At 69.4% G+C, this 21018-nt stretch carries 16 protein-coding genes; 10 read left to right on the top strand and 6 right to left on the bottom strand.

Translation table 11 applies throughout. The features are described from left to right. Positions 1–23 precede the first annotated feature (23 nt). The 7 genes from HFL01S_RS01995 to HFL01S_RS01965 all read left to right on the top strand — a co-directional run bounded on the left by HFL01S_RS01995 (position 24) and on the right by HFL01S_RS01965 (position 8155). Positions 24–971 (top strand): metal ABC transporter substrate-binding protein, encoded by a 948-nt coding sequence (locus tag HFL01S_RS01995; protein ID WP_066253949.1) that lies wholly within the window; start codon positions 24–26, stop codon positions 969–971. A 14-nt stretch (positions 972–985) separates the two neighbouring features. After that, positions 986–2230: a GTP-binding protein gene (locus tag HFL01S_RS01990; protein ID WP_066254620.1), complete on the top strand. Its 1245-nt coding sequence runs from the start codon at positions 986–988 to the stop codon at positions 2228–2230. A gap of 15 nt (positions 2231–2245) precedes the next feature. Then, positions 2246–3241 carry a CobW family GTP-binding protein gene (locus HFL01S_RS01985; RefSeq protein WP_066253947.1) on the top strand — a complete coding sequence of 332 codons (996 nt, stop codon included), beginning with the start codon at positions 2246–2248 and terminating at the stop codon, positions 3239–3241. An 87-nt stretch (positions 3242–3328) separates the two neighbouring features. Beyond that, positions 3329–4891, top strand: coding sequence for an ABC transporter substrate-binding protein (locus tag HFL01S_RS01980; RefSeq protein ID WP_084383037.1), 1563 nt, complete (start codon positions 3329–3331; stop codon positions 4889–4891). Then, positions 4891–5895 carry an ABC transporter permease gene (locus HFL01S_RS01975; protein ID WP_084383071.1) on the top strand — a complete coding sequence of 335 codons (1005 nt, stop codon included), beginning with the start codon at positions 4891–4893 and terminating at the stop codon, positions 5893–5895. The genes HFL01S_RS01980 and HFL01S_RS01975 overlap by 1 nt, the downstream gene beginning before the upstream one ends. Then, positions 5892–6692: an ABC transporter permease gene (locus HFL01S_RS01970; protein ID WP_066253945.1), complete on the top strand. Its 801-nt coding sequence runs from the start codon at positions 5892–5894 to the stop codon at positions 6690–6692. The genes HFL01S_RS01975 and HFL01S_RS01970 overlap by 4 nt, the downstream gene beginning before the upstream one ends. After that, positions 6689–8155 (top strand): ABC transporter ATP-binding protein, encoded by a 1467-nt coding sequence (locus tag HFL01S_RS01965; RefSeq protein ID WP_066253942.1) that lies wholly within the window; start codon positions 6689–6691, stop codon positions 8153–8155. Before HFL01S_RS01970 ends, HFL01S_RS01965 begins: the two co-directional genes overlap by 4 nt. A 6-nt stretch (positions 8156–8161) precedes the next feature. Here the strand turns inward: HFL01S_RS01965 and HFL01S_RS25540 are convergent, their stop codons facing one another. Beyond that, positions 8162–12079: a DUF4347 domain-containing protein gene (locus HFL01S_RS25540; protein WP_169802299.1), complete on the bottom strand. Its 3918-nt coding sequence runs from the start codon at positions 12077–12079 to the stop codon at positions 8162–8164. A gap of 287 nt (positions 12080–12366) precedes the next feature. On the opposite strand from HFL01S_RS25540, the gene HFL01S_RS01955 reads away from it, so the two are divergent. Continuing rightward, entirely contained in the window at positions 12367–13257 is an 891-nt protein-coding gene (locus tag HFL01S_RS01955) for an EamA family transporter (protein ID WP_218008588.1), read from the top strand. Between the two features lie 52 nt (positions 13258–13309). Here HFL01S_RS01955 and msrA read toward each other — a convergent pair whose 3' ends face one another. From msrA to HFL01S_RS01935, 4 genes are read right to left on the bottom strand one after another with little or no spacing between them, the layout of a single operon-like run. Continuing rightward, a complete protein-coding gene (gene msrA, locus HFL01S_RS01950) occupies positions 13310–13843 on the bottom strand; it encodes a peptide-methionine (S)-S-oxide reductase MsrA (RefSeq protein ID WP_066253935.1) in 534 nt (177 codons plus the stop codon). A 38-nt stretch (positions 13844–13881) separates the two neighbouring features. Further along, positions 13882–14934, bottom strand: a complete 1053-nt coding sequence (locus tag HFL01S_RS01945) for an XdhC family protein (protein ID WP_066253934.1) — start codon at positions 14932–14934, stop codon at positions 13882–13884. Positions 14935–14947: 13 nt separating this feature from the next. Continuing rightward, positions 14948–17188, bottom strand: coding sequence for a xanthine dehydrogenase family protein molybdopterin-binding subunit (locus HFL01S_RS01940; protein ID WP_066253932.1), 2241 nt, complete (start codon positions 17186–17188; stop codon positions 14948–14950). 13 nt (positions 17189–17201) lie between these two features. After that, positions 17202–17675, bottom strand: coding sequence for a (2Fe-2S)-binding protein (locus tag HFL01S_RS01935; RefSeq protein WP_066254615.1), 474 nt, complete (start codon positions 17673–17675; stop codon positions 17202–17204). A gap of 171 nt (positions 17676–17846) precedes the next feature. Between HFL01S_RS01935 and HFL01S_RS01930 the strand changes: the two genes are divergently transcribed. After that, positions 17847–18782, top strand: a complete 936-nt coding sequence (locus HFL01S_RS01930; protein WP_157538736.1) for an AraC family transcriptional regulator — start codon at positions 17847–17849, stop codon at positions 18780–18782. Positions 18783–18815: 33 nt separating this feature from the next. On the opposite strand, the gene HFL01S_RS01925 is transcribed toward HFL01S_RS01930, so the two are convergent. Then, entirely contained in the window at positions 18816–19700 is an 885-nt protein-coding gene (locus HFL01S_RS01925; RefSeq protein WP_066253929.1) for a LysR family transcriptional regulator, read from the bottom strand. Positions 19701–19813: 113 nt separating this feature from the next. Here HFL01S_RS01925 and HFL01S_RS01920 point away from each other — a divergent pair, with 113 nt between their 5' ends. Next, complete coding sequence (locus HFL01S_RS01920) at positions 19814–21001, top strand: acyl-CoA dehydrogenase (protein ID WP_066253925.1); 1188 nt, start codon at positions 19814–19816, stop codon at positions 20999–21001. The last annotated feature ends 17 nt before the right edge of the window (positions 21002–21018 follow it).

Raw genomic sequence — 21018 nt, 5'->3', positions numbered from 1 at the left:
ATCTCATTCCAAGGACCCGCACCATGCAACAGTACCTTCGTCGTCGCGCCATTGCGTCGCTTGTCACGCTCGGCGCCCTCGCCTTCAGCCCGCTGGGCCACGCCCAGACCACTGCCCCCATCCAGGCCGTAGCCAGCTTCAGCATCCTGGGCGATCTCGTCCGCCAGGTGGGTGGTGATCGCGTTCAGGTGGACGTGCTGGTCGGCCCCGGTGCCGACGCGCACGTGTTCCAGCCCTCACCCTCGCACGCGAAACAGGTGGCGCAGGCCCAGGTGGTGTTCGCCAACGGCCTCGGCTTTGAAGGCTGGATGCAGCGCCTGCTCAAGACCGCCGGGTACAGGGGCCAACCGGTGCTGGTCAGCCAGGGCATCAAGCCCCTGCAGACCGAAGAAGACGACCACGACCACAAAGCCGGGAAACACGGTCACCACGACCACGGCGAACTCGACCCGCACGCCTGGCAGGCCGTCCCGAATGTGATCACCTATGTGGCCAACATCGCCAAGGGCCTGTGCGCGGCCGACGCCGCCGGCTGCGAGGGCTACAGGAAGAACGCCGCGGCCTACACCACCCAGCTCCAGACGCTGGACACCGAAATCAAGGCCGCCTGGGCCGCCATCCCGGCCGGGCAGCGCAAGCTCATCACCTCGCACGACGCCTTCGGCTACTACGCCAAGACCTACGGCGTGAAGTTCCTGGCGCCACAGGGTGTGAGCACCGACAGCGAAGCTTCGGCCAAGGGCGTGGCCCAGCTGGTGCGCCAGATCAAGAAGGAACAGATCAAGGCCCTGTTCGTGGAGAACATTTCCGACCCGCGCCTGATCGAGCAGATCGGCCGCGAAACGGGTGTCAAGCCCGCTGGCGAGCTGTTCTCCGACTCCCTGTCGGACGCAAGCGGCCCGGCCGGGACCTACATGGCCATGATGCGAATCAACACCATGGCCATGACACAGGCCATCAAAGGCCAGTGAACCGGCGCACGACCATGGGTTTCAACGCTGCACCACGCGACCGACGCCTGCCCGTGACCGTGCTCTCGGGCTTCCTGGGCGCGGGCAAGACCACGCTGCTCAATCACGTGCTGGCCAACCGCGACGGCCTGCGCGTGGCGGTCATCGTCAACGACATGAGCGAGGTCAACATCGACGCCTCGCTGGTCGAGCTCGGAGCCGAGAACGCGGGCGCCGCGCTCTCACGAACCGAAGAGAAGATGGTCGAGATGAGCAACGGCTGCATCTGCTGCACGCTGCGCGAAGACCTGCTGCTGGAGGTGCGCAAGCTCGCGGCCGAAGGGCGCTTCGATTACCTGCTGATCGAGTCCACCGGCATCGGCGAACCCATGCCGGTGGCCGCCACCTTCGACTTTGAAGACGAGGACGGCGAGTCGCTCAACCAGGTGGCCCGCATCGACACCATGGTCACGGTGGTGGACGCGCTCAACCTGCTCGCCGACTTCACCAGCACCGACCTGTTGGAACAGCGAGGCGAGACCGCCGGCCCCGAGGACAACCGAACCCTGGCCGCCTTGCTGACGGACCAGATCGAGTTTGCCGACGTGGTGGTCATCAACAAGATCGACAAGGTCAATGCGGCGAGGCGCGACGAGGTGACCGCCGTGGTCAAGGCACTGAACCCGGTGGCCGAGGTCGTCTACGCCGACCACGGCCAGGTGCCGCTGCGGCAGATCCTGGGCACCGGCCGGTTCGACCTGGAACGCGCCAGCGCCATGCCCGGCTGGGCGCGCGAACTCGAAGGCGAGCACACGCCCGAGACCGAGGCCTATGGCATCGAGAGTTTCGTGCTGCGCAGCAACGAGCCGCTCCACCCATGGCGCTTTTCCACCTTCATGGACCTGCCCCTGCCGGGCCTGATCCGCGCCAAGGGCTACGTCTGGCTGGCCAGCCGGCCGCAGTGGGTGGTGAGCTACTCCCGCGCCGGCAACACCGCCACCCACGAACCGGTGGGCCGCTGGTGGGCCAGTGCCCCGCGCGACCGCTGGCCGTCAAAGGGATCGCCACAACGCCAGGCCATCGAGGCGCGCTGGAAAGAGCCCTGGGGCGACCGCCTCAACGAGGTGGTGTTCATCGGCCGGAACCTGGACCGCGCCGCCATCGAGCAGGCCTGGAAGGCCATGCACTTGAACTACACCGAAAGCCGCAAGGGCCTCAAGGGGTGGTCCGAGCTGCCCGACCCTTTCCCGCAATGGGAAGCCACCGCCGAAACCGCCTGACCGCAGGAGCACACCATGTCCCAAGGACTGATCCCCGTCACCATCCTCACCGGCTTCCTCGGCAGCGGCAAGACGACGCTGCTCAACCACATCCTCAAGGCAGACCATGGCGAGCGCATCGCCGTGATCGAGAACGAGTTCGGTGAATCCGGCATCGACAACGAGCTGCTGGTGCAGGACGCCGGCGAGCAGATCGTCGAGATGAACAACGGCTGCATCTGCTGCACCGTGCGCGGCGACCTGGTGCGCATCCTGGGTGAGCTGGCCGCCAAACGAAACGCGGGCACTCTGCGCTTTGACCGTGTGGTCATCGAGACCACCGGTCTGGCCGACCCGGCGCCGGTGGCGCAGACCTTCTTCGTCGACGAAGACATCGGCATGCACTACCTGCTGGACGCCATCGTCACGCTGGTGGACGCGCTGCATGCGCCAGATCAACTGCGCGAACACCACGAGGCGCAGGAACAAGTGGGCTTTGCCGACCGCATCGTGCTGACCAAGACCGACCTGGTGCCGATGACCGACATCCTGACTCTCAAGGCACGGCTGATGCGCATGAACCCGCGCGCCGCCATCACCGAGGCCAGCTTCGGCCAGATCGACCTGCAGGAGGTGCTGGACCTGCGCGGCTTCAACCTCAATGCCATCCTCGAGATCGAGCCCGACTTCCTGACCGATGTGGACCACGCGCACGACGATGATGTGAGCTCGTTCGTTTTCCGCGAGACGCGGCCACTGGACCTGGCGCGCATCGAAGACTTCCTGGGTGCCATGGTGCAGGTGCATGGCCCCAAACTGATGCGCTACAAGGGCATCCTTCATATCGAAGGTGAAGCCCGCCGCATCGTGTTCCAGGGCGTGCACATGCTCATGGGAGCGGATCGTGGTGTCCCCTGGCGCGACGGTGAAACGCGCGAGTCGCGCATGGTGTTCATCGGCCGCGATCTGCCCAGGGACCTGCTCCTGCAAGGGCTTTCGCAGTCGGTCGCTCCGCCCCGGGTCAACCATTGACCACCGTCCGGGCCGCCGACGGAATCTGCCAGCCCCGCCCGCACTCCGCTAAGATCATTCTTATTGCGAATAATTCTCAATTGATATATGTCAATCACCACCGCCGTGCCTCTGCCGAACCACACCCGCCGTCGCCTGCTGCAGGCGACCGCCGCCGCCGCGGCCCTGCCCACCAGCCTGGTCCATGCCCAGGGCACCCGCACGCTCAAGGTGGTCTCCCCCTGGGAGGTGATGACCCTCGACCCGTCAAAGACCGGCTACATCTTCACGCGGCTGGAGGTGGCCGAAACCCTGGTCGAGGTGGACGACAAGGGCCTGTTCGTGGGCGGCCTGGCCAGCCGCTGGACCACCTCGGCCGACGGGCTGGAGTGGCGCTTTGCCATCCGCCCCACCGCGCGCTTTCATGACGGCACCCCGGTCACCGCGGAGGCCGTGGCCGCCTGCCTGCAACGGGCCCTGGCCCAGCCTGGCCTGCTGCGCAACACGGGCGCGCAGCAGATCGCGGCGAAGGGCGGCGAGGTGCTGTTCCGGCTGGCCAAACCCTTCAGTGCGCTGCCGGCCTTCCTCGCGCACAACAGCACGCTGATCCTGGCGCCCGCGTCGTACGCGGCCGACGGCAGCGTGCGGCAGGTCATCGGCTCCGGTCCCTACCAGGTGGTTGAGGTCCAGGCGCCGCAGTCCCTGCGCACGCGCCGCTTCGAGGGCTTCGATGGTCGCAAGCCGGTGATTGAGGCGGTGGACTACCTGGGCGCCTCGCGCGGCGAGACGCGGGGCATGATGGCCTCGTCGGGCCAGGCCGACCTGGTCTACACCCACGACCCGGTGGGCTACGAGCGCCTGCGCGCCAACCGCAAACTGCAGCTCCACCGGCTGCCCCTGCCCCGCACCATCTACATCAAGGTCAACGCCGGCCACCGCTTCCTGGCCGACCTGCGGGTGCGCCGGGCCATGAGTCTGGCGCTGGACCGCAGCGGCATGGCGACCGCCCTGATGCGCGCGCCCGAGGCCGCCGCCACCCAGCTGTTCCCGCCGGCCGTGGCCGAATGGCATGTGCCCGGCCTGGCGCCGCTGGCGCAGAACCTTGAACAGTCGCGCACGCTGCTACGCGAGGCGGGCTGGCAGGCGGGCGCCGACGGCGTGCTGCGCAACCAGGCCGGCGAGGCGTTCAAGCTCACGCTGCGCACCTTCTCCGACCGACCGGAACTGCCGCCCCTGGCCACCGCGATCCAGGCCCAACTCAAAGCCGTGGGCATCGACATGGCGGTGAGCATCGGCAACTCCAGCGAGATCCCCAGCGGCCACCAGAACGGCTCGCTGGAGCTGGCCCTGGTGGCCCGCAACTACGGCCTGGTGCCCGATCCGCTGGGCATCCTGCTGCAGGACTTCGGCCCCAAGGGCGGCGACTGGGGCGCCATGGGCTGGCACAGCGCCCAGGTCAGCCAGACCCTGGCCGACATGAGCGCGGCGGTCGACCCGAAACGCCGCTCCGCGCTGCGCGGCGCCATCGCCACCGTGCTGCAGGCCGAGCTGCCGGTCATTCCGGTGGCCTGGTACCAGCACTCCATGACCGCCAGCACGCGCCTGGTGAACGTGAGCGTGGACCCGCTGGAGCGCAGCTACCGCATCAGCCGCATGGGCTGGGCCGCGTGATGCCGGGCCGTCTGCTGTCCCGCCTGCTGCTGCAGGTGGTGTTCGTGCTGCTGGCCGTGGGCACGCTGTGCTTCGTGATGGCCGAGTCCCTGCCCGGCGACTCGGCCTACCGCATCGCGGCCGGCCGCTACGGCTACGACGTGGTCAACACCGAGATCGCGGAATCGGTGCGCGCCGAACTCGGCCTGGACCGCCCGGCCCTCGTGCGCTGGGCCGCTTGGCTGGGGCAGATGGCGCAGGGCGACCTCGGCCGCTCGGTGGTGCTGGGCGACACGGTGGTCTCGCTGCTCGCGGTGCAGCTGGGTCACACCCTGTGGCTGTCGCTGGTGGCCTGGGCCCTGGCGCTGCTGCTGGGCTTGGCGCTGGGCCTCTGGACTGCGTTGCGGCCTGATGGTTGGCTGCGCCACGCCACCGACTCGCTCAACACCGTGCTGCGCGCGAGCCCGTCCTTCCTCATCGGTGTGGTGCTGTCCACGCTGCTGGCGGTGGAGCTGGACTGGCTGCCGGTGGCCGGCCACGAAGAGGCCAACCATGTGGTGCTGCCGGCGCTCACGCTGGCGCTGGCGCTGTGCCCCGGCTTCACCCAGGTGGTGCGCGACGCGGCCCTGAAGCTGCTGCGCTCGGACGCGTTCGAGTTCGCCCAGGTCAAGGGTCTGCCGCTGCGCGCCGCCCTGTGGCGCCACGCGCTGCCCCAGGTCCTGCTGGCCACACTGGCCTATGCGGGCGTGCAGCTGGTGCTGCTGATTGAAGGCATGGTGGTGGTGGAGACCCTTTTTGCCTGGCCCGGCATCGGCCACGCCCTGGTGCATGCCGTCATCGCGCGCGACGTGCCCATGGTCCAGGGCACTGCCGTCACCATGGCCCTGCTGTTCGTGCTGCTCAGCAGCGCGGTGGACCTGCTGCTGCACGCACTGGACCCGCGCCTAGCCGACGCGCCGGCCGCGCGCCGCCAGCCCGATCACGACCCGGCCCCCGCCAACCCTGCAGCGGAGCCCACTCCATGAAGCCCACATCTTTCATCTCCCTGGCCTTGTTGGGCCTGGTCGCTGCCACCGCCGTGCTCACGCCGTTTCTGGCGCCCGACCCGCACACCCAGGACTTGATGGCCAGCCTGCAGGCTCCCGGTGCCACGCACTGGCTGGGCACCGACCACCTGGGCCGCGACCAGCTCGTCCGCCTGGGCGAGGGCCTGCGCACCTCGCTCGGCCTGGCCCTGGCCTCGGCCGGACTGGCCGTGGCCCTGGGCTCTGCGCTGGGCCTGCTGGCCGCCGCGCGCGGCGGCTGGGTGGACCGCGCCGCGTCGGTCGTGGCAGACGCGGTGGCCTCCATCCCCGGCCTGCTCTGGGTGCTGCTGATCGCGGCCATGGCGCCCGGCCAGAAGTGGGCCCTCTACAGCGGCCTGGTGCTCACCGCCTGGGTGGAGTTCTTCCGCCTGATGCGCTCGCACACGCGCTCGGCCCTGCTGGGGCAGCCGGTGCAGGCGGCGCGCCTGCTGGGTTTCGGCCCCGCCTACATCGCCTGGTGGCATGTGCTGCGCCCGGTGGCCGGCGTGCTGGCCCGCCTGTGGGCCTACGCCGTGGCCACGGCCGTGCTGGCGATTGCGGCGCTGGGCTTCATCAGCGTGGGACTGCGCCCGCCGCAGGCCGAGCTGGGCCTGATGATGACCGAGGCCCTGCCCTACTACTACGAAGCGCCCTGGCTGCTCGCCGCCCCGGTGGTGGCGCTGGTGCTGGTGATCGGCGCGCTGCAGGCCCTGGTCGGCCGCGCGGCCGATGAGGTCCACCACGGAGTCCCGGCATGAGCACCAGCCACCGAATGAATCAAGGCGACACGGTGCTGCGCGTGCAGGACCTGGGCATCCGCCTGCGCCCCGGCCGCTCGGCACCCGAAGGCCGAATGCTGCTGCAAGGCTGCAGCTTCGAACTGCGGGCCGGTGAGCGGCTCACCCTGGTGGGCGAATCCGGCGCGGGCAAGTCGCTGCTGGCCCAGGCCATCATGGGCACCCTGCCCGACGTCATGCAGGCCAGCGGCCAGGTGCAGATCGCCGGCCGCGAAACCAACGGCCAACGCACGCTCACGCAGCCGCTGTGGGGCCAGCAGATCGTGATGCTGCCGCAGGAGCCCTGGACCGCGCTCAACCCGGTGATGCGCCTGCGCACCCAGGTGGCCGAGGCGGGCCGCTACGCCGCCGGCCGCCGCTGGCCGGACGCGCTGGCCCAGGCCGACCGCCACCTCGCCGCGCTGGGCCTGGCCCACGCCGGCCGGCAGTGGCTGCACCAGGTCTCGGGCGGCATGGCGCAGCGCGTGGGCATGGCCTGCGCCAGTCAGAGCGATGCGCGCGTTCTGGTGGCCGACGAGCCCACCAAGGGGCTGGACGCCGGTGCCTGCGAGCAGGTGGCCCAGCTGCTGGCCGACGCCCAGCGCCAGGGTCAGGCGCTGCTGACCATCACCCACGACCTGGACCTGGCGCTGCGGCTGGGCGGGCGCGTGGCCGTGATGCGCCAGGGCCGCATCGTCGAAGCCGGCGACGTGGCCGCGGTGCTCCATGCACCCCAGCACGGCTACACCCGTGAGCTGATCGCCGCGCAGCCGCGCCACTGGCCCTCGCTGGCCCCGGTGCGCGAAGCGGCAAAGGGTGAGGTAGTCGTTTCTGCCGAGCAGGTGAGCGTGAGCTTTGGCGAACGCGCCGTGCTGCAGGGTGCGAGCCTGCCGATTGCCGAAGGCGAGTCGGTGGCGGTGGTCGGCCCCAGTGGCTGCGGCAAGACCACGCTGGGCAATGTGATGGTGGGCGCACTCACACCGCGCCAGGGCACGGTCCGGCGCCGCGCGGGGGTGCCGGCCTGGCGCTTCCAGAAGCTCTACCAGGACCCGGTGGCCTCGTTCGCCCCCGGCCAGACGCTGCGCCGCGGCATCCACGATCTGCTCCAGCTGCACCGGCTGGACGCCAACCCCACCGCCCACTGGCTGCAGCGACTGCGCCTGTCCGACGAGCTGCTGGACCGTCTGCCCGGCGAGGTGTCGGGCGGCGAGCTGCAGCGCCTGGCCATCCTGCGCGCCATGCTGCTGCAGCCGGTGTTCGTGTTCGCCGACGAGCCCACCTCGCGGCTGGACGCGCTGACCCAGCGCGAGACCATGGCGGCGCTGTGCGAGGCCATGGCCGAGGGCGGCTGCGCCATGCTGCTGGTCAGCCACGACCCAGATCTGGCGCGCAACGCCACGCACAGGCAGACCCGGTTCGTGGCGGGTCGGTTGTCCCCGTCCTGACCGGCTTCAGGCGCGAACGGCGGCGCGCGTCAGCGGCCGGCCCATGCCCCACTGGGCCCATTGGCTGAGCTGGGCACGCAGGCCCGGTGCGGCGTGTGGCGTCTCTTCGGCCTCGGCGTCTTCAACGGCCAGCTCGTCCAGCCAGGGCTGAGCCGCGCTCCAGATCTGCGGGCGCTCCACCGGCCAGACCGGTGTGAGGCCCGTGTCGGTGGCGGGCGCCTGTGCATCGGCCTGGGGCAGCGCCGGTGCCAGGTCGGTGGACGGCAGGGGCTGCGCGGCGGCCACGCGTTCGCGCAGCACGGTTTCTAGCCCCTGGACCCGGACAGTGCCAGACGATTCGAGAGACAGCGAGCGCGGCTCGGCCGCGGTGTGCATGTGGCGCACATCTGGCGCCGAATGCTGCTGCGCCGCGCCGTCTGACGGCGCGAGGAAGAAGCGCTTGGCCACCGGCGTGGCCTCGGCGCGCTGGGGTGCCTGCGGCTGCGACGGTTCCGGCGACACCTGTGGCTCCTGCGGTGTTTGCGGTGCCTGCGGCACGTCCAGCAGGTGGTTCCAGTTCTGGGGCGCCAGGGCCGTCGTCTCCACCGAACCCACCGTGGCTTCCAGCGACCAGTTGCCGCCCAGCGTGGGCGAACCGGTGACAAACAGCGAAGCGGCCACGTCCGCCTGGGTGTACTGCGAGAGCAGCAGCATGGCGTTCAGGCCATCCTGGCCGCCCGCGAACTCGCAGGCGTAGATCAGGATGTCGGCTTCCACGGTCAGCGACTGGGCGATTGCCTGCAGGGCCAGGATCTGCCCGGCTTGCACGTTGCCGGCGTTGATGTCGCCCAGGCCCAGGGTCACCGTGCCCTCGCTGCCGTGGCTGACGATGTGGATCGCCTCGACGCCGGTGCGCCCGGCCAGCAGGTTGGCGATCTGGGTCAGGCCGTCCGCTTCGTCGGAAATGATCACCAGCTCGCGGCCGTCGAGGGCAAACGCCTGGGGGTCGGGCACCCGCGCGTCCACGAACACGATCTGGTTGGGATAGCTGGGCGAATCGGGGATCACACCCGTTTCATCGCCGCCCTGAGGAGGTGGGTCCTGCGCTGGGTCGGTGGTCACGCCGTTCACCACCACGGTCACGGTGGCCTCCGAGGAACCACCCAGGCCGTCGGTGACGGAGTAGGTGAACGAGGTCTCGCGCGATTCACCGGCGTCCAGGTCGTCGAAGTCGCCGTTGGCGTCGAAGATCAGGCTGCCGGAGTCGTCCAGCCAGAAGCGGCCGCCGGTGCTGCCGGCCACGATGCCGGGCAACACCACCTGCAGCTCGTCGCCGTCGGCATCGCTGTCGTTGCCGGTCAGGCTCCCCAGCGACTGCAGCGTGTCCTCGTCGGCCTCGAAGCTGTCGTCCTGGGCCACCGGGTTGTCGTTCGCCCCGAGCACGGTCACGGTGATGGTGCCGGTCGCGCTGGCGCCCTGGTCGTCGTAGAGGGTGTAGGCAAACTGGGTGTCCCGGCTCTCGCCCACCGCCAGGTCGTCGAAGTCGGTGCCGGGGTTGAAGACCAGGCTGCCCGAGTCGTCGAAGCTGAAGAAGCCGCCCTGGTCACCGGCACCCGTGGCAGAGGTGTCTGCCCAGAGCTCGCTGCCGTCCACATCCCAGTCGTTCACCGTCACCCGCCCGAGGGACAAGGCCGCGTCTTCCGAGGCCACGAACTGGTCCGCCTCGGCCACCGGCGCGTCGTTCACGCCGTGCACCGTCACGGTCACCGTGGCCGTGGACTGGCCGCCCTCGCTGTCGTGCAGCACGTAGGAGAAGCTGGTGTCGCGGGTTTCGCCGGCGGCGAGGTCGTCGAACGCGCCGCCAGGAATGAAGATCAGGTTGCCCGCGTCGTCCTGGCCGAAGGTGCCTCCGTTGGAGCCCTCTGCGGTGTTGATCTCGGCCCAGAGTTCGCTGCTGTCGATGTCGCTGTCGTTAGCCCGCACGCTGCCCAGGGTGAAGGCGCCGTCTTCGGTCGCGTCGTAGTGATCGTCCTGGGCATCGGGAGCGTCGTTGGCGCCCTGCACCGTCACCGTGATGGTGGCGGTGGCGGTGGCACCCTGCTCGTCCTGCAGGGTGTAGGTGAAGGTCGTGTCGCGCGTCTGGCCCGCGGCCAGGTCGTCGAACGAAGAGCCCGGGATGAACACCAGGTTGCCCGAGTCGTCCGTGCCGAGGCTGCCGCCCGCCGAGCCCGTGGCGTTCAGGGGCGTGGCGCTCAGCGCGCCACCTTCGGGGTCGCTGTCGTTGGCCTGCACCTGCCCGAGCAGGGTCGACCCGTCTTCGCTGACCGTGAAGCTGTCGTCGACCGCAACCGGGGCGAAGTTGATTTCACCGGTGAACGAGTCGATGCGCACCGCCTGTTCGTTCATGGCGCCACCGGTGGCGGCGGTCCATCCGAAGTGCACCGTGTTGCCGGTGCCGAAGCGCCCTGCAGACAGCAGGCCCGAGGTGCTGCCCATGGGCACGCCGTTGAACGAGTAGGACAGGGTTTCGGTGGCCGCATCCCAGGTCACTTCCACCGGGTACCAGGTGCCGTCCTCGATGTCGCCCAGGTCCTGCGCGGCCACGATGACCTCGCCACTGTCGGAGTCCCAGACCGAGGTGTGGTCGTTGGCGAGGTCGGGGCTGCCGTTGTCGTAGGTGTCGAACTCGATCACCACGCCGTTGGCAATGCCCATCGCGCCAAGCCCGCCACCCATGTCGCCCAGGGCCTGCGCCCCGGCGGGGTCGTTGTGCATGATGAAGGTCACGCCGTCAGCCCCTGCGTCGCTGGTGCCCAGGTAGACGCTGAACGACAGGCTGAAGTCCTCGGTCAGGTCGATCTCGAACGAGGACTGCGCGGCGCCGCTCTGGCTGCCCGCATCGGGGGTCAGGCGGATGGTGTCGGGCGCCACGGCGGTGGCGCTGCCCGACAGCGTCAGGTTCGCGGCCAGGGCGTCGCCGGAATAGGCGGGCAGCTCGCCGTCCCACGACGCCATGTCCAGCGACTGGGCCTCGATCTCGCCCGTGCTCTGCTCCAGCGTCCAGTCGCCGCCCAGCGACTCGTGGCCGGTGGCGTCGATGGAGGCGGCCACATCGGCACTGGTGATGTCGGCGATCAGGTCCATCGCCGCCAGGCCGTCGGCGCCCGCGGCGTAGTCGCAGGCGTAGATCAGGATGTCGCCGTCGGCGGACAGGGCCTGGCCGATGAGCTGCAGCGACGTCAGCTGGGAGGTCTGAATGGTTTCGGCGGTGATGGCGCTGCTGCCCAGCAGGAGCTGCCCGTCGCTGCCGTGGCTGACGATGTGGATGGCGTCGACACCGGTGCGGCCGGCCAGCGCGTTGGCGATCTGGGTCAGGCCGTCCTGCCCACTCGAGAGCACCACCACTTCGCGGCCGTCGGCGGCAAAAGCGCCGGGGTCGCTCACGCGGCCGTCGACAAACACCACTTCGTTGCGACCCGGGGGCGCCGGCTCGGTGGCCAGTTCGGTGTCGTCGGCATCGTCGCCGGTGCTGGCGTCTGCGTCGGCGTCCGTGGGGGCCTGCTCTTCAGCGGAGGCGTCCACCTCCTGCGCAACGTCTTCTTCCGTCTCTTCCGTCGCCGCGACCTCGGTGGCGTCGGTGTCCGTGGTGTCTGCGTCGGCGGTGGCCGCTGGTTGCTCGCTGGCGGCTGGCGCTGCCGCGTCGGCGTCCTCAACGGTGCTGGCTTCGGGCGCCTGTTCGCCATCGGTCTCGACGGCGGTGACCAGCATGGCGCCGTCGAACAGGATGCGCGGCTCCAGCGCCATCACCGAACGGCTGCGCGCCGGGCAGCTGCTGCGCACCGCACGCGCCGACGAGGTCCCCGACGAATGGGCCGTGGCGCTCTCCGGCGCCGCGACGTAACAACCCAGGCTTGGATTCCAGATTGACCTGTAAGACTTGTTCATGCCTGTGTCCTCTGCACCGGGCATCGACGCTGCTTGTGCACGTCTTGGGACGGAATGCCGGTACACCCACTTCATCGGCAGGCAGCACGTCAGACTGAAGTCAGATCACGAAAAAAGTTGAGGAAAATCAAGCCTTTTCCGGGTTTGAATGCTTTTGTAACATGTTGTAGAGGGCGACTGAAACCTCTTGCCTGACGCCCATTCGGAACAATGTCACGCACGGGCGCGACCGACCGGCGACGGACCCGACCGATACACTGCCCTCCCCACCGCCCGCGGAGCCCCGATTGCCCCCATCCCACCTCCTGCTCGCCCTCGCCGTCGTCTTTGTCTGGGGTACGAATTTCGTAGTCATTCGCTGGGGGCTGGACGGGCTGCCGCCTTTCCTGTTCGCCACGCTGCGTTTTGCCCTGTCGGCCCTGCCCTGGCTGCTGTTCATCCCGCGCCCCACCGCGCCATGGCGCAAGCTGGCCGCCTTCGGTGTGCTGCTGGGCGTGGGCCAGTTCGGTCTGCTGTTCCTCGCCATCCAGGGCCGCATCTCGCCCGGGCTGGCCTCGCTGGTGGTGCAGATCCAGGTGTTCTTCACCATCGGCATGTCCCTGGTGCTGATGCGCGAGCGGGTGCGGGGTTTCCAGGTCACGGGCCTGCTGCTGGCGCTGGCGGGGCTGGGCGTCATCGCCGCGCATCTGGACGCCACCGTCACCCTGGCGGGTCTGATGCTGGTGATCGGCGCGGCGTTCTTCTGGGCTTGCGCCAACCTGGTCGTGAAGTCGCTCGGGCCAGTCAACATGCTGCACTTCATGGTCTGGAGCAGCGCGTTCGCGGTGCCGCCGCTACTGCTCATCTCCGTGCTGACCGAAGGGGTGCCGGCCATCACGGCGGCCCTGCAAGGCGCCGATGCGGTGGTGTGGGGCAGCGTGCTGTGGCAGGCGCTGGGCAACACCCTGTTCGGCTACGGCGTCTGGAACTGGCTGCTCGCCCGACACCCCGCCGCCACCGTCACGCCCCTGGCCCTGCTGGTGCCCGTGTTCGGCATGGGCGCCTCGGCGCTGTCGCTGGGCGAGGCCCTGCCGGGCTGGAAGCTGGGTGCGGGCGCCCTGGTCCTCAGCGGGCTGGCCGTGATCGTGCTCTGGCCGAGATTGACCCACCCCCGCCGGGCTTCGCCCGACCCCCTGTAGGGGGCAATGCCTGCGGCCCGGCGAAGCCGGTTCCGCGGCATTCTTGACCCAGTCACTTCGCCAAACGGGTAAACGTCTTGCGGAACTTCGCCACCTTGGGCGCTGCCACCGCCATGCAGTAGCCCTGGTGCGGGTTGCGCTCGAAGAAGTCCTGGTGGTAGTCCTCAGCAGGCCAGTAGTTCGCCAGGGGCAGCACCTCGGTGACGATGGGGCGGCCGAAGGCGTTGTCGGCCGTCAGCTCGTCGATCAGCGCCTGCGCGGTCGCGCGCTGTTCCTCGGTGGTGAAGTAGATGCCGCTGCGGTACTGCGTGCCCACGTCGTTGCCCTGGCGGTTCAGCGTGGTCGGGTCGTGCACCACGAAGAAGATTTCGAGGATCTCGCGCGTGCTGATGAGTGCCGGGTCGTATTCGAGTCTGACCACCTCGTTGCAGCCGGTGGTGCCGGTGCACACGTCTTCGTAGCTGGGCTGCGCCGCCTGGCCATTGTTGTAGCCCGACTCGACGTCGGTCACGCCGCGCACTTCCTTGTAGACGCTCTCGGTGCACCAGAAGCAGCCGCCGCCGAGCACGATGGTTGAATGGGTCATGGTGGGGTCTCCTTGGCGGGCAGTATGCCCCGCCCGGGTTACACCCTGCAGGTCACGGCCATGTCCATGCCCGGCGCATGGCCGCCCGCTGGCAGTGCGGCCTTGCCCTCGGCCACGGGGACCGTCGCTGCCCGTGCCACGCCGTTCTTGGCCGCCACCACCTCGGCCATGATGGACAGCGCGATCTCGGCCGGCGTCTTGCTGCCGATGTACAGGCCGGCCGGTCCGTGCAGCGCGTCCAGCTCGGTCTCAGCCAGACCGAAGTGCTCGCGCAGGCGTTCGCGGCGCAGGCCGGTGTGGCGGCGCGAGCCGATGGCACCGACGTAGAAGGCCTCGGACTGCAGCGCGTCGATGAGCGCCAGGTCGTCCAGCTTGGGGTCGTGCGTGAGCGCCACCACCGCGGTGTGTGCGTCGGGCTTCAGGCGCAGGATCAGGTCGTCTGGCATCTCGCGGCTGATGGTGACGCCGTCCAGCGCCCAGCCGGCGTGCTGCTCGTCGCGCGGGTCACAGACGACGACCTCGAAGTTCAGCCCCAGCGCCATCTGGCACAGGAAGCGCGAGAGGTCGCCCGCGCCGATGACGATGAGCCGGTGGCGCGGGCCGAAGTGCGTCACCAGCGTCTCGTCGCCCAGCTCAGGCAGGCCGTCGCGCCGCCCTTCGCTCAGCGTGACCATGCCCGTGCGCAGGTCCAGCCGGCGCTCGGTGCTGCGCCGCGCCAACGTGGCCTGCAGCAGGTCGGGCAGGCGGGTGTGGTCGGCCACCGGCTCCAGCACCAGCTCCACCGTGCCGCCGCAGGGCAGACCGAAGCGGTGCGCCTGGTCGGCCGAGATGCCGTAGCGCAGCGTGGCGGGTCGCCCTTCCGCACAGACGGAGGCCACGCCCTCGTCGCGCACACGGCGGATCAGGTCGTCCTCGATGCAGCCGCCCGAGACCGAGCCCACCACCTCGCCCCGACCGTTGATGGCCATGAGCGAGCCCGGCGGCCGGGGCGACGAGCCCCAGGTGCGCGTGACGGTGACCAGCAGCACCGGCAGGCCCGCGGTGTGCCAGGCCTGCGCGCTGCGCAGGACCTGGGTGTCCAGGTCTTCCATGGTGTGGCTCCGGTCAGGCCATCTGGAAGGGCAGCTCGCGCAGCGGCTTGCCCGTCAGGCGGCTGATGGCGTTGGCGAACGCCGGTGCCAGCGGCGGCAGACCCGGTTCGCCCATGCCGGTGGGCGGATCGGCGCTGGGCACCGTGTGCACGGCGATGGCCGGCATGTCGGTAATGCGCGCCACGGTGTAGTCGCCAAAGTTCTGCTGCTCGACCACGCCGTCCTTGAAGGTGATGGCAGCGCCCAGCAGGCACATGCCCAGTCCCATCAGCGCTGCCCCCTGCACCTGCGCTTCCACCGTGCGCGGGTTGACCACCAGATTGCAATGCACCCCGGCCGTGACCTGGTGCAGCACGGGCTGGCCGTCTTTCACCGAGGCCTCGACCACGTAGGCCACCACCGAGTCGAAGGACTCGTGCACCGCCACGCCCCAGGCGCGGCCGGAGGGCAGCGCCTTCTTGCCGTAGCCGCTGCGGTCCACCGCCAGTTGCAGCGCGGCGCGGTGGCGCGGGTGCGCTTCACCGAACAGCTTCATGCGGTAGGCCACCGGGTCCTGGTTCGTTTCGCGGGCGATCTGGTCGACCAGCGTCTCCATGACGAAGGCGGTGTGCGTGCTGCCCACGCTGCGCCACCACAGCACCGGCACGTTCACCTTGGGGTGGTGCACCGTCAGCCGCATGGGCATCGGGTAAGGCGCGCGCATGCCTTCCACGGTGGTGATGTCCACGCCGTTTTTCACCGTGGTGCCTTCGAAGAAGGTTCCCGCCATGATGGACTGGCCCACGATCACATGGTCCCAGGCCAGCACCTTGCCATCGGCGTCAAAACCAATCTGCGCCCGGTGCAGGTGCATGGGACGGTAGTAGCCGCCCTTGATGTCGTCCTCGCGGCTCCACAGGGTGCGGATCGGGGCGCGCAGACCAGCAGCCTGTGCCGCCCTGGCGATGGCGCAGGCCTCCACCACGTAGTCGCTGTTGGGGATGCCGCGTCGGCCAAAACCACCGCCAGCCGCTTGCACCCGCACTTGCACCTGCTCGGGTTTGAGACCCAGCACGGCGGCAGCGGCCATGCCGTCGACGCCAGGAAACTGGGAGCCGACCCAGAGCGTCGCGCCCTGCTCGCCCAGTTCTACCGTGCAGTTCAGCGGCTCCATGGGCGCGTGTGCCAGATAGGGGAAGACGAATTCGGCCTCGATCTTCTGTGGCGCGTTCGCCAGCGGCGCCATGTCGGCGTCGAAGTGCTTCGCGCCGGTCTGCCGGGCGAGTTCACGGTACTGCACCAACTGGCGGGCGCTGTCCACCTTTTCCATCGTCTCAATGTCCCACGCCAGCTTCAGGGCATCGCGCGCGGTCTTCGCGGGCCAGTAGCCCTCGGCGATCACCGCCACGCCCTCGGCGCCACGGTCCAGTGGCACACGCAGCACCGCCTTCACGCCCTTGACGGCGCGCGCCGCGGTGTCGTCCACCGAGCGCAGCTTGGCGCCGAACACCGGAGGACGTGCGATCACGGCGGTGAGCTGGCCGGGTCGCCGCACATCGACGCCGAAGTCCTGCCGGCCGCTGCTCTTGGCGGCGGCGTCCAGCCGCGTGGTGGGCTGGCCGATGAGGCGGAACTGCTTCGGGTCCTTGAGCGCGATCCGCTCGGGCACCGGCAGGGCCATGGCGGCCTCGGCAAGCTCGCCGTAGGTGGCTCTCCTGCCACCGGCACCGATGACCACGCCCTTCTCGGTCCGCAGGCTGGCGGCAGCCACGCCCCAGCGCGTGGCCGCCGCCTGCACCAGCATGGCCCGGGCGCGTGCGCCCAGCTCGCGGTACTGGGTAAAGCTGTGTTTGATGGCGGTGGATCCACCCGTGAGGTGCATGCCCCACAGCGGGTCGGCATACGCCGGGTTGTTGGTGCCCAGCTGGCTGCGCACCTTGGTCCAGTCGGCGTCCAGCTCCTCGGCCAGGATCATGGGCAACGCGGTCTGCACGCCCTGCCCGAATTCGAGGCGGTTGACCGTGACGGTGACGGTGCCATCGGTCGCGATGGCGACGAAGGCGCCAGGCAGCTGCGTGGGCTTGAGCCCTTCGAGCGCGGCGCTGCTGCCCTGTGCCCGCGACAGCAGCGGGAAGACACCAAGCGCAAAACCGCTGGCGGCACCGATTTTTAGGAAGCTGCGCCGCGGCAACTCGGCCACGGGCGCCGGGGCCTGGTCGCGCGCCAGCATCAGTTGCAGGGCACGCGGAAGTTCTTGTGTGGAAGCGTTGAACATGGGGTGGTCTCCTTCAGGCCAGGGTGCGCGCGGCGTCGGCCACGGCGGCGCGGATGCGGGCGTAGGCGCCACAGCGGCAGATGTTGCCGGCCATGGCGCTGTCGATGTCGGTGGCGCTGGGCTGCGCGCCCTTGGGCAGCGATTTCAGGAACGCGGTGGCGCTCATGATCTGGCCGCTCTGGCAGTAGCCGCACTGGGCCACGTCGTGCTTCACCCAGGCGTCGCGCACGGCCTTGCCCACACGGTCCCCGCCGCCGGTGACGGCTTCGATGGTGGTGATGCGCTTGCCTTCCACACTGCCAACGGGCGTGACGCAGGAGCGCACGGCCTGGCCATCGACGTGCACGGTGCAGGCACCGCACAGCGCCGCGCCGCAGCCGAACTTGGTGCCGGTCAGGCCCAGCGAATCGCGCAAAGCCCAGAGCACGGGGGTGGAGGGATCGACGTCCAGCGACTGGGCGCGACCGTTGACAAGCAATGGGGTCATGGTTTCTCCTGAAAGGTGGTGGGCGAGGCCCAGCGAGGAGCGCAGTGTGAAACCGGAGTCCGGCGGCGCGCTAGCCAGAAACTGCGCCATGTTTGCCCATTCCTGCGGTCACCCGGCACGAACAGGCAAGCCCCGATACCATCCGCGCCAACGCCCCACCCCTGCACCACCATGCCCGATCCTTCCATCTTCGATGCAATGCGCGCACCCCGTTCCTCGCTGACCCGGCGCATCCTGGCGCGGGCGGGCGACAGCGGCGTCCGGCAACTGACCGAGCTGCCGGGCGTGATGCTGATGCGGCACGACCAGCCGGCCGTGAACAGCTGCAGCATGTATGAGCCGTGCGTGGCCGTCATCGTGCAAGGCAGCAAGCGCGTGGTGCTCGGCTCGGAGAGCATGAGCTATGGCGAAAACCACTACCTGATCGCCTCGATGGACCTGCCGGTCAAGACCGCGCTGCTGCAGGCCAGCCCCGAACGCCCCTACCTGGCCGTGGCCCTGAAGCTGGACTGGCGCGACATCGCCTCGCTGATGCTGGAGATGCCACCGGCCATGGCCCGCAAACCCGAGGCCGACACCCGCGCGATGACCACCGGCGCCCTCACCGCGCCGCTGCTCGAAGCCTTCGACCGCCTGCTGGCGCTGCTGGACCAGCCCGAGGACATCCCAGCGCTGGCGCCGCTGATCCGGCGCGAGATCCACTACCGGCTGCTGGCCGGCGAGGCGGGTGCCCGGCTGCGGCAGATCGCGACCGTAGACACGCAGAGCCACCAGGTGGCCCGCGCCATCGCCAGCCTGAACACCCGCTTTGCCGAACCGCTGCGGGTGGAGACCCTGGCGCGCGAGGTGGGCATGAGCCTGACCACCTTCCACCACCACTTCAAATCGCTCACTGCCATGAGCCCGCTGCAGTACCAGAAGCAGCTGCGCCTGACCGAAGCACGGCGGCTGATGCTGTCCGACCGCCTGGACGCTTCCACCGCAGCCTTCCGCGTGGGCTACGAAAGCCCGTCGCAGTTCAGCCGCGAGTACCGGCGGATGTTCGGTGCCCCGCCGTCGCGCGACATCGCCGACCTGCGCTGGCAACCCGAGCAGGCCGCCGCCTGACCACCGTGTTCGGAGGCCGGCCACACCACCCCGTCAACCGCCCGACACCTCGCGCACCGCAGCCAGAAACACCCCCAGCGCCGACTGGTCGCGCCCGGTGCGCCAGAGGCAGTGGGTGTCGTAGGGCGCCAGCGGCTGCTCCAGCGGCAGGAACACCACGCCCGGCAGCCCGGCCTGCTGCAGCGCCGCAGGCACCAGCCCCACGCCCAGGCCCTGCGCGATCACCGACACCACGCTCAGCCAGTGCCGCAGCTCGAAACCCAGCGCGGGCTCGAACCCCGCGTCGGCGCATGCAGCGAGGATGCGGTCGTGGTAGTCGGGCGAAACCGCGCGCATGACGATGGCGAAGGACTCTTCTTTCAAAGCCCGCAAAGGCAGCTTGCGTTTCTTCGCCAGCGGGTGGCCGGCCGGCAGGCAGGCCATGAAAGGCTGGCTGGACACCAGGATCTGCGAGAAGCCCGCCGGCACCCGCGTGGTGTGCACGAAGCCCAGGTCCAGCCGGTCGTGCACCAGCTCCACCAGCTGTTCGCTGCTGCTGAGTTCGCGCAGCGCCAGCCGCAGCTTGGGGTGCGCGGCGGCGAACTCGCGCAGCACCTGCGGCAGGCCGCGGTAGAGCACGGTGCCGGCAAAGCCGATCTGCAGCTGCCCCGCCAGCCCCTGACCCACGTCGCGCGCCTCGCGCGCCGCCAGCGCCGCCTGCTCCAGCAGCGCCTGCGCGCGCGGCAGAAAGGCCAGGCCCGCGGCCGTGAGCGCCACGCCGCGGCTGTTGCGCTCGAACAGGCGCGCGCCCACGTCGGCTTCGAGCTGCTGGATGGCCATGGACAGCGGCGGCTGCGTCATGGCCAGGCGCTGGGCCGCGCGGCCAAAGTGCAACTCCTCGGCGAGCACGGTGAAACAGCGCAGGTGGCGGAATTCCATGAATCTGCTTTGTGTATTGATCAATCGGCAATCAATATTAGACAGCTATTCATGGTCGCCCGACAATCTCGTCCGACCCAACGCATTCCACCCCTTCACCGGAGACCCGCACCATGGCATCCAACAAGAACACCTTCAGCTGGGAAGACCCGTTCCACCTCAGCGCCCAGCTGACCGACGACGAGCGCCAGGTGCAGGACGCCGCGCGCGCCTACTGCCAGGAAAAGCTGCTGCCGCGCGTGCAGCTGGCCTTCCGCAACGAGACCACCGACGCGGCCATCTTCCGCGAGATGGGCGAGCTGGGCCTGCTGGGCCCGACCATCCCCGAGCAGTACGGTGGCGCCGGCCTGAACTATGTCTGCTACGGCCTGGTGGCGCGCGAAGTGGAGCGCGTGGATTCCGGCTACCGTTCCATGATGAGCGTGCAGAGCTCGCTGGTGATGGTGCCGATCAACGAGTTCGGCAGCGAAGCGCAGAAGCAGAAGTACCTGCCCAAGCTGGCCACGGGTGAATGGATCGGCTGCTTCGGCCTGACCGAACCCAACCACGGCAGCGACCCCGGCAGCATGATCACCCGCGCCCGAAAGGTCGACGGCGGCTACAGCCTGTCCGGCGCCAAGATGTGGATCACCAACAGCCCGATCGCCGACGTGTTCGTGGTCTGGGCCAAGGACGACGGCGGCCAGATCCGCGGCTTCATTCTTGAGAAGGGCTGGAAGGGCCTCTCTGCCCCGGCCGTGCACGGCAAGGTCGGCCTGCGCGCCTCCATCACCGGCGAAATCGTCATGGACGAGGTATTCGTGCCGGAAGAAAACGCCTTCCCCGACGTTCGTGGCCTCAAGGGTCCGTTCACCTGCCTGAACAGCGCGCGCTACGGCATCGCCTGGGGCGCGCTGGGCGCCGCCAAAGACTGCTACTTCCGCGCCCGCCAGTACGTGCTGGACCGCCAGCAGTTCGGCCGCCCGCTGGCCGCCAACCAGCTGATCCAGAAAAAGCTGGCCGACATGCTGACCGAGATCAGCCTGGGCCTGCAGGGCTGCCTGCGCCTGGGCCGCATGAAGGACGAAGGCACGGCCGCCGTCGAGATCACCAGCATCCTCAAGCGCAACAGCTGCGGCAAGGCGCTGGACATCGCCCGCATGAGCCGCGACATGATGGGCGGCAACGGCATCAGCGACGAATACGGCGTGGCGCGCCACCTGGTGAACCTGGAGGTGGTGAACACCTACGAAGGCACGCACGACGTGCACGCGCTGATCCTGGGTCGGGCGATCACGGGGATTGCGGCGTTTGCGAACTGATCGGGTTCGCGCTTGCC

This window comes from Hydrogenophaga flava NBRC 102514 (assembly GCF_001571145.1).
GTDB classification, from domain to species: domain Bacteria; phylum Pseudomonadota; class Gammaproteobacteria; order Burkholderiales; family Burkholderiaceae_C; genus Hydrogenophaga; species Hydrogenophaga flava.
This window is presented reverse-complemented; position numbering and strand designations above follow the sequence as displayed.

Bases quoted from the DNA above. Each gene is read 5' to 3' on its own strand.
- HFL01S_RS01975 (WP_084383071.1), top strand. From the start codon at position 4,891: ATGCCGGGCCGTCTGCTGTCCCGCCTGCTGCTGCAGGTGGTGTTCGTG.
- HFL01S_RS01985 (WP_066253947.1), top strand. From the start codon at position 2,246: ATGTCCCAAGGACTGATCCCCGTCACCATCCTCACCGGCTTCCTCGGC.
- HFL01S_RS01940 (WP_066253932.1), bottom strand. From the start codon at position 17,188: ATGTTCAACGCTTCCACACAAGAACTTCCGCGTGCCCTGCAACTGATG.
- HFL01S_RS01980 (WP_084383037.1), top strand. From the start codon at position 3,329: ATGTCAATCACCACCGCCGTGCCTCTGCCGAACCACACCCGCCGTCGC.
- HFL01S_RS25540 (WP_169802299.1), bottom strand. From the start codon at position 12,079: ATGAACAAGTCTTACAGGTCAATCTGGAATCCAAGCCTGGGTTGTTAC.
- HFL01S_RS01965 (WP_066253942.1), top strand. From the start codon at position 6,689: ATGAGCACCAGCCACCGAATGAATCAAGGCGACACGGTGCTGCGCGTG.
- HFL01S_RS01970 (WP_066253945.1), top strand. From the start codon at position 5,892: ATGAAGCCCACATCTTTCATCTCCCTGGCCTTGTTGGGCCTGGTCGCT.
- HFL01S_RS01920 (WP_066253925.1), top strand. From the start codon at position 19,814: ATGGCATCCAACAAGAACACCTTCAGCTGGGAAGACCCGTTCCACCTC.
- HFL01S_RS01945 (WP_066253934.1), bottom strand. From the start codon at position 14,934: ATGGAAGACCTGGACACCCAGGTCCTGCGCAGCGCGCAGGCCTGGCAC.
- HFL01S_RS01930 (WP_157538736.1), top strand. From the start codon at position 17,847: ATGCCCGATCCTTCCATCTTCGATGCAATGCGCGCACCCCGTTCCTCG.
- msrA (WP_066253935.1), bottom strand. From the start codon at position 13,843: ATGACCCATTCAACCATCGTGCTCGGCGGCGGCTGCTTCTGGTGCACC.
- HFL01S_RS01990 (WP_066254620.1), top strand. From the start codon at position 986: ATGGGTTTCAACGCTGCACCACGCGACCGACGCCTGCCCGTGACCGTG.
- HFL01S_RS01935 (WP_066254615.1), bottom strand. From the start codon at position 17,675: ATGACCCCATTGCTTGTCAACGGTCGCGCCCAGTCGCTGGACGTCGAT.
- HFL01S_RS01925 (WP_066253929.1), bottom strand. From the start codon at position 19,700: ATGGAATTCCGCCACCTGCGCTGTTTCACCGTGCTCGCCGAGGAGTTG.
- HFL01S_RS01995 (WP_066253949.1), top strand. From the start codon at position 24: ATGCAACAGTACCTTCGTCGTCGCGCCATTGCGTCGCTTGTCACGCTC.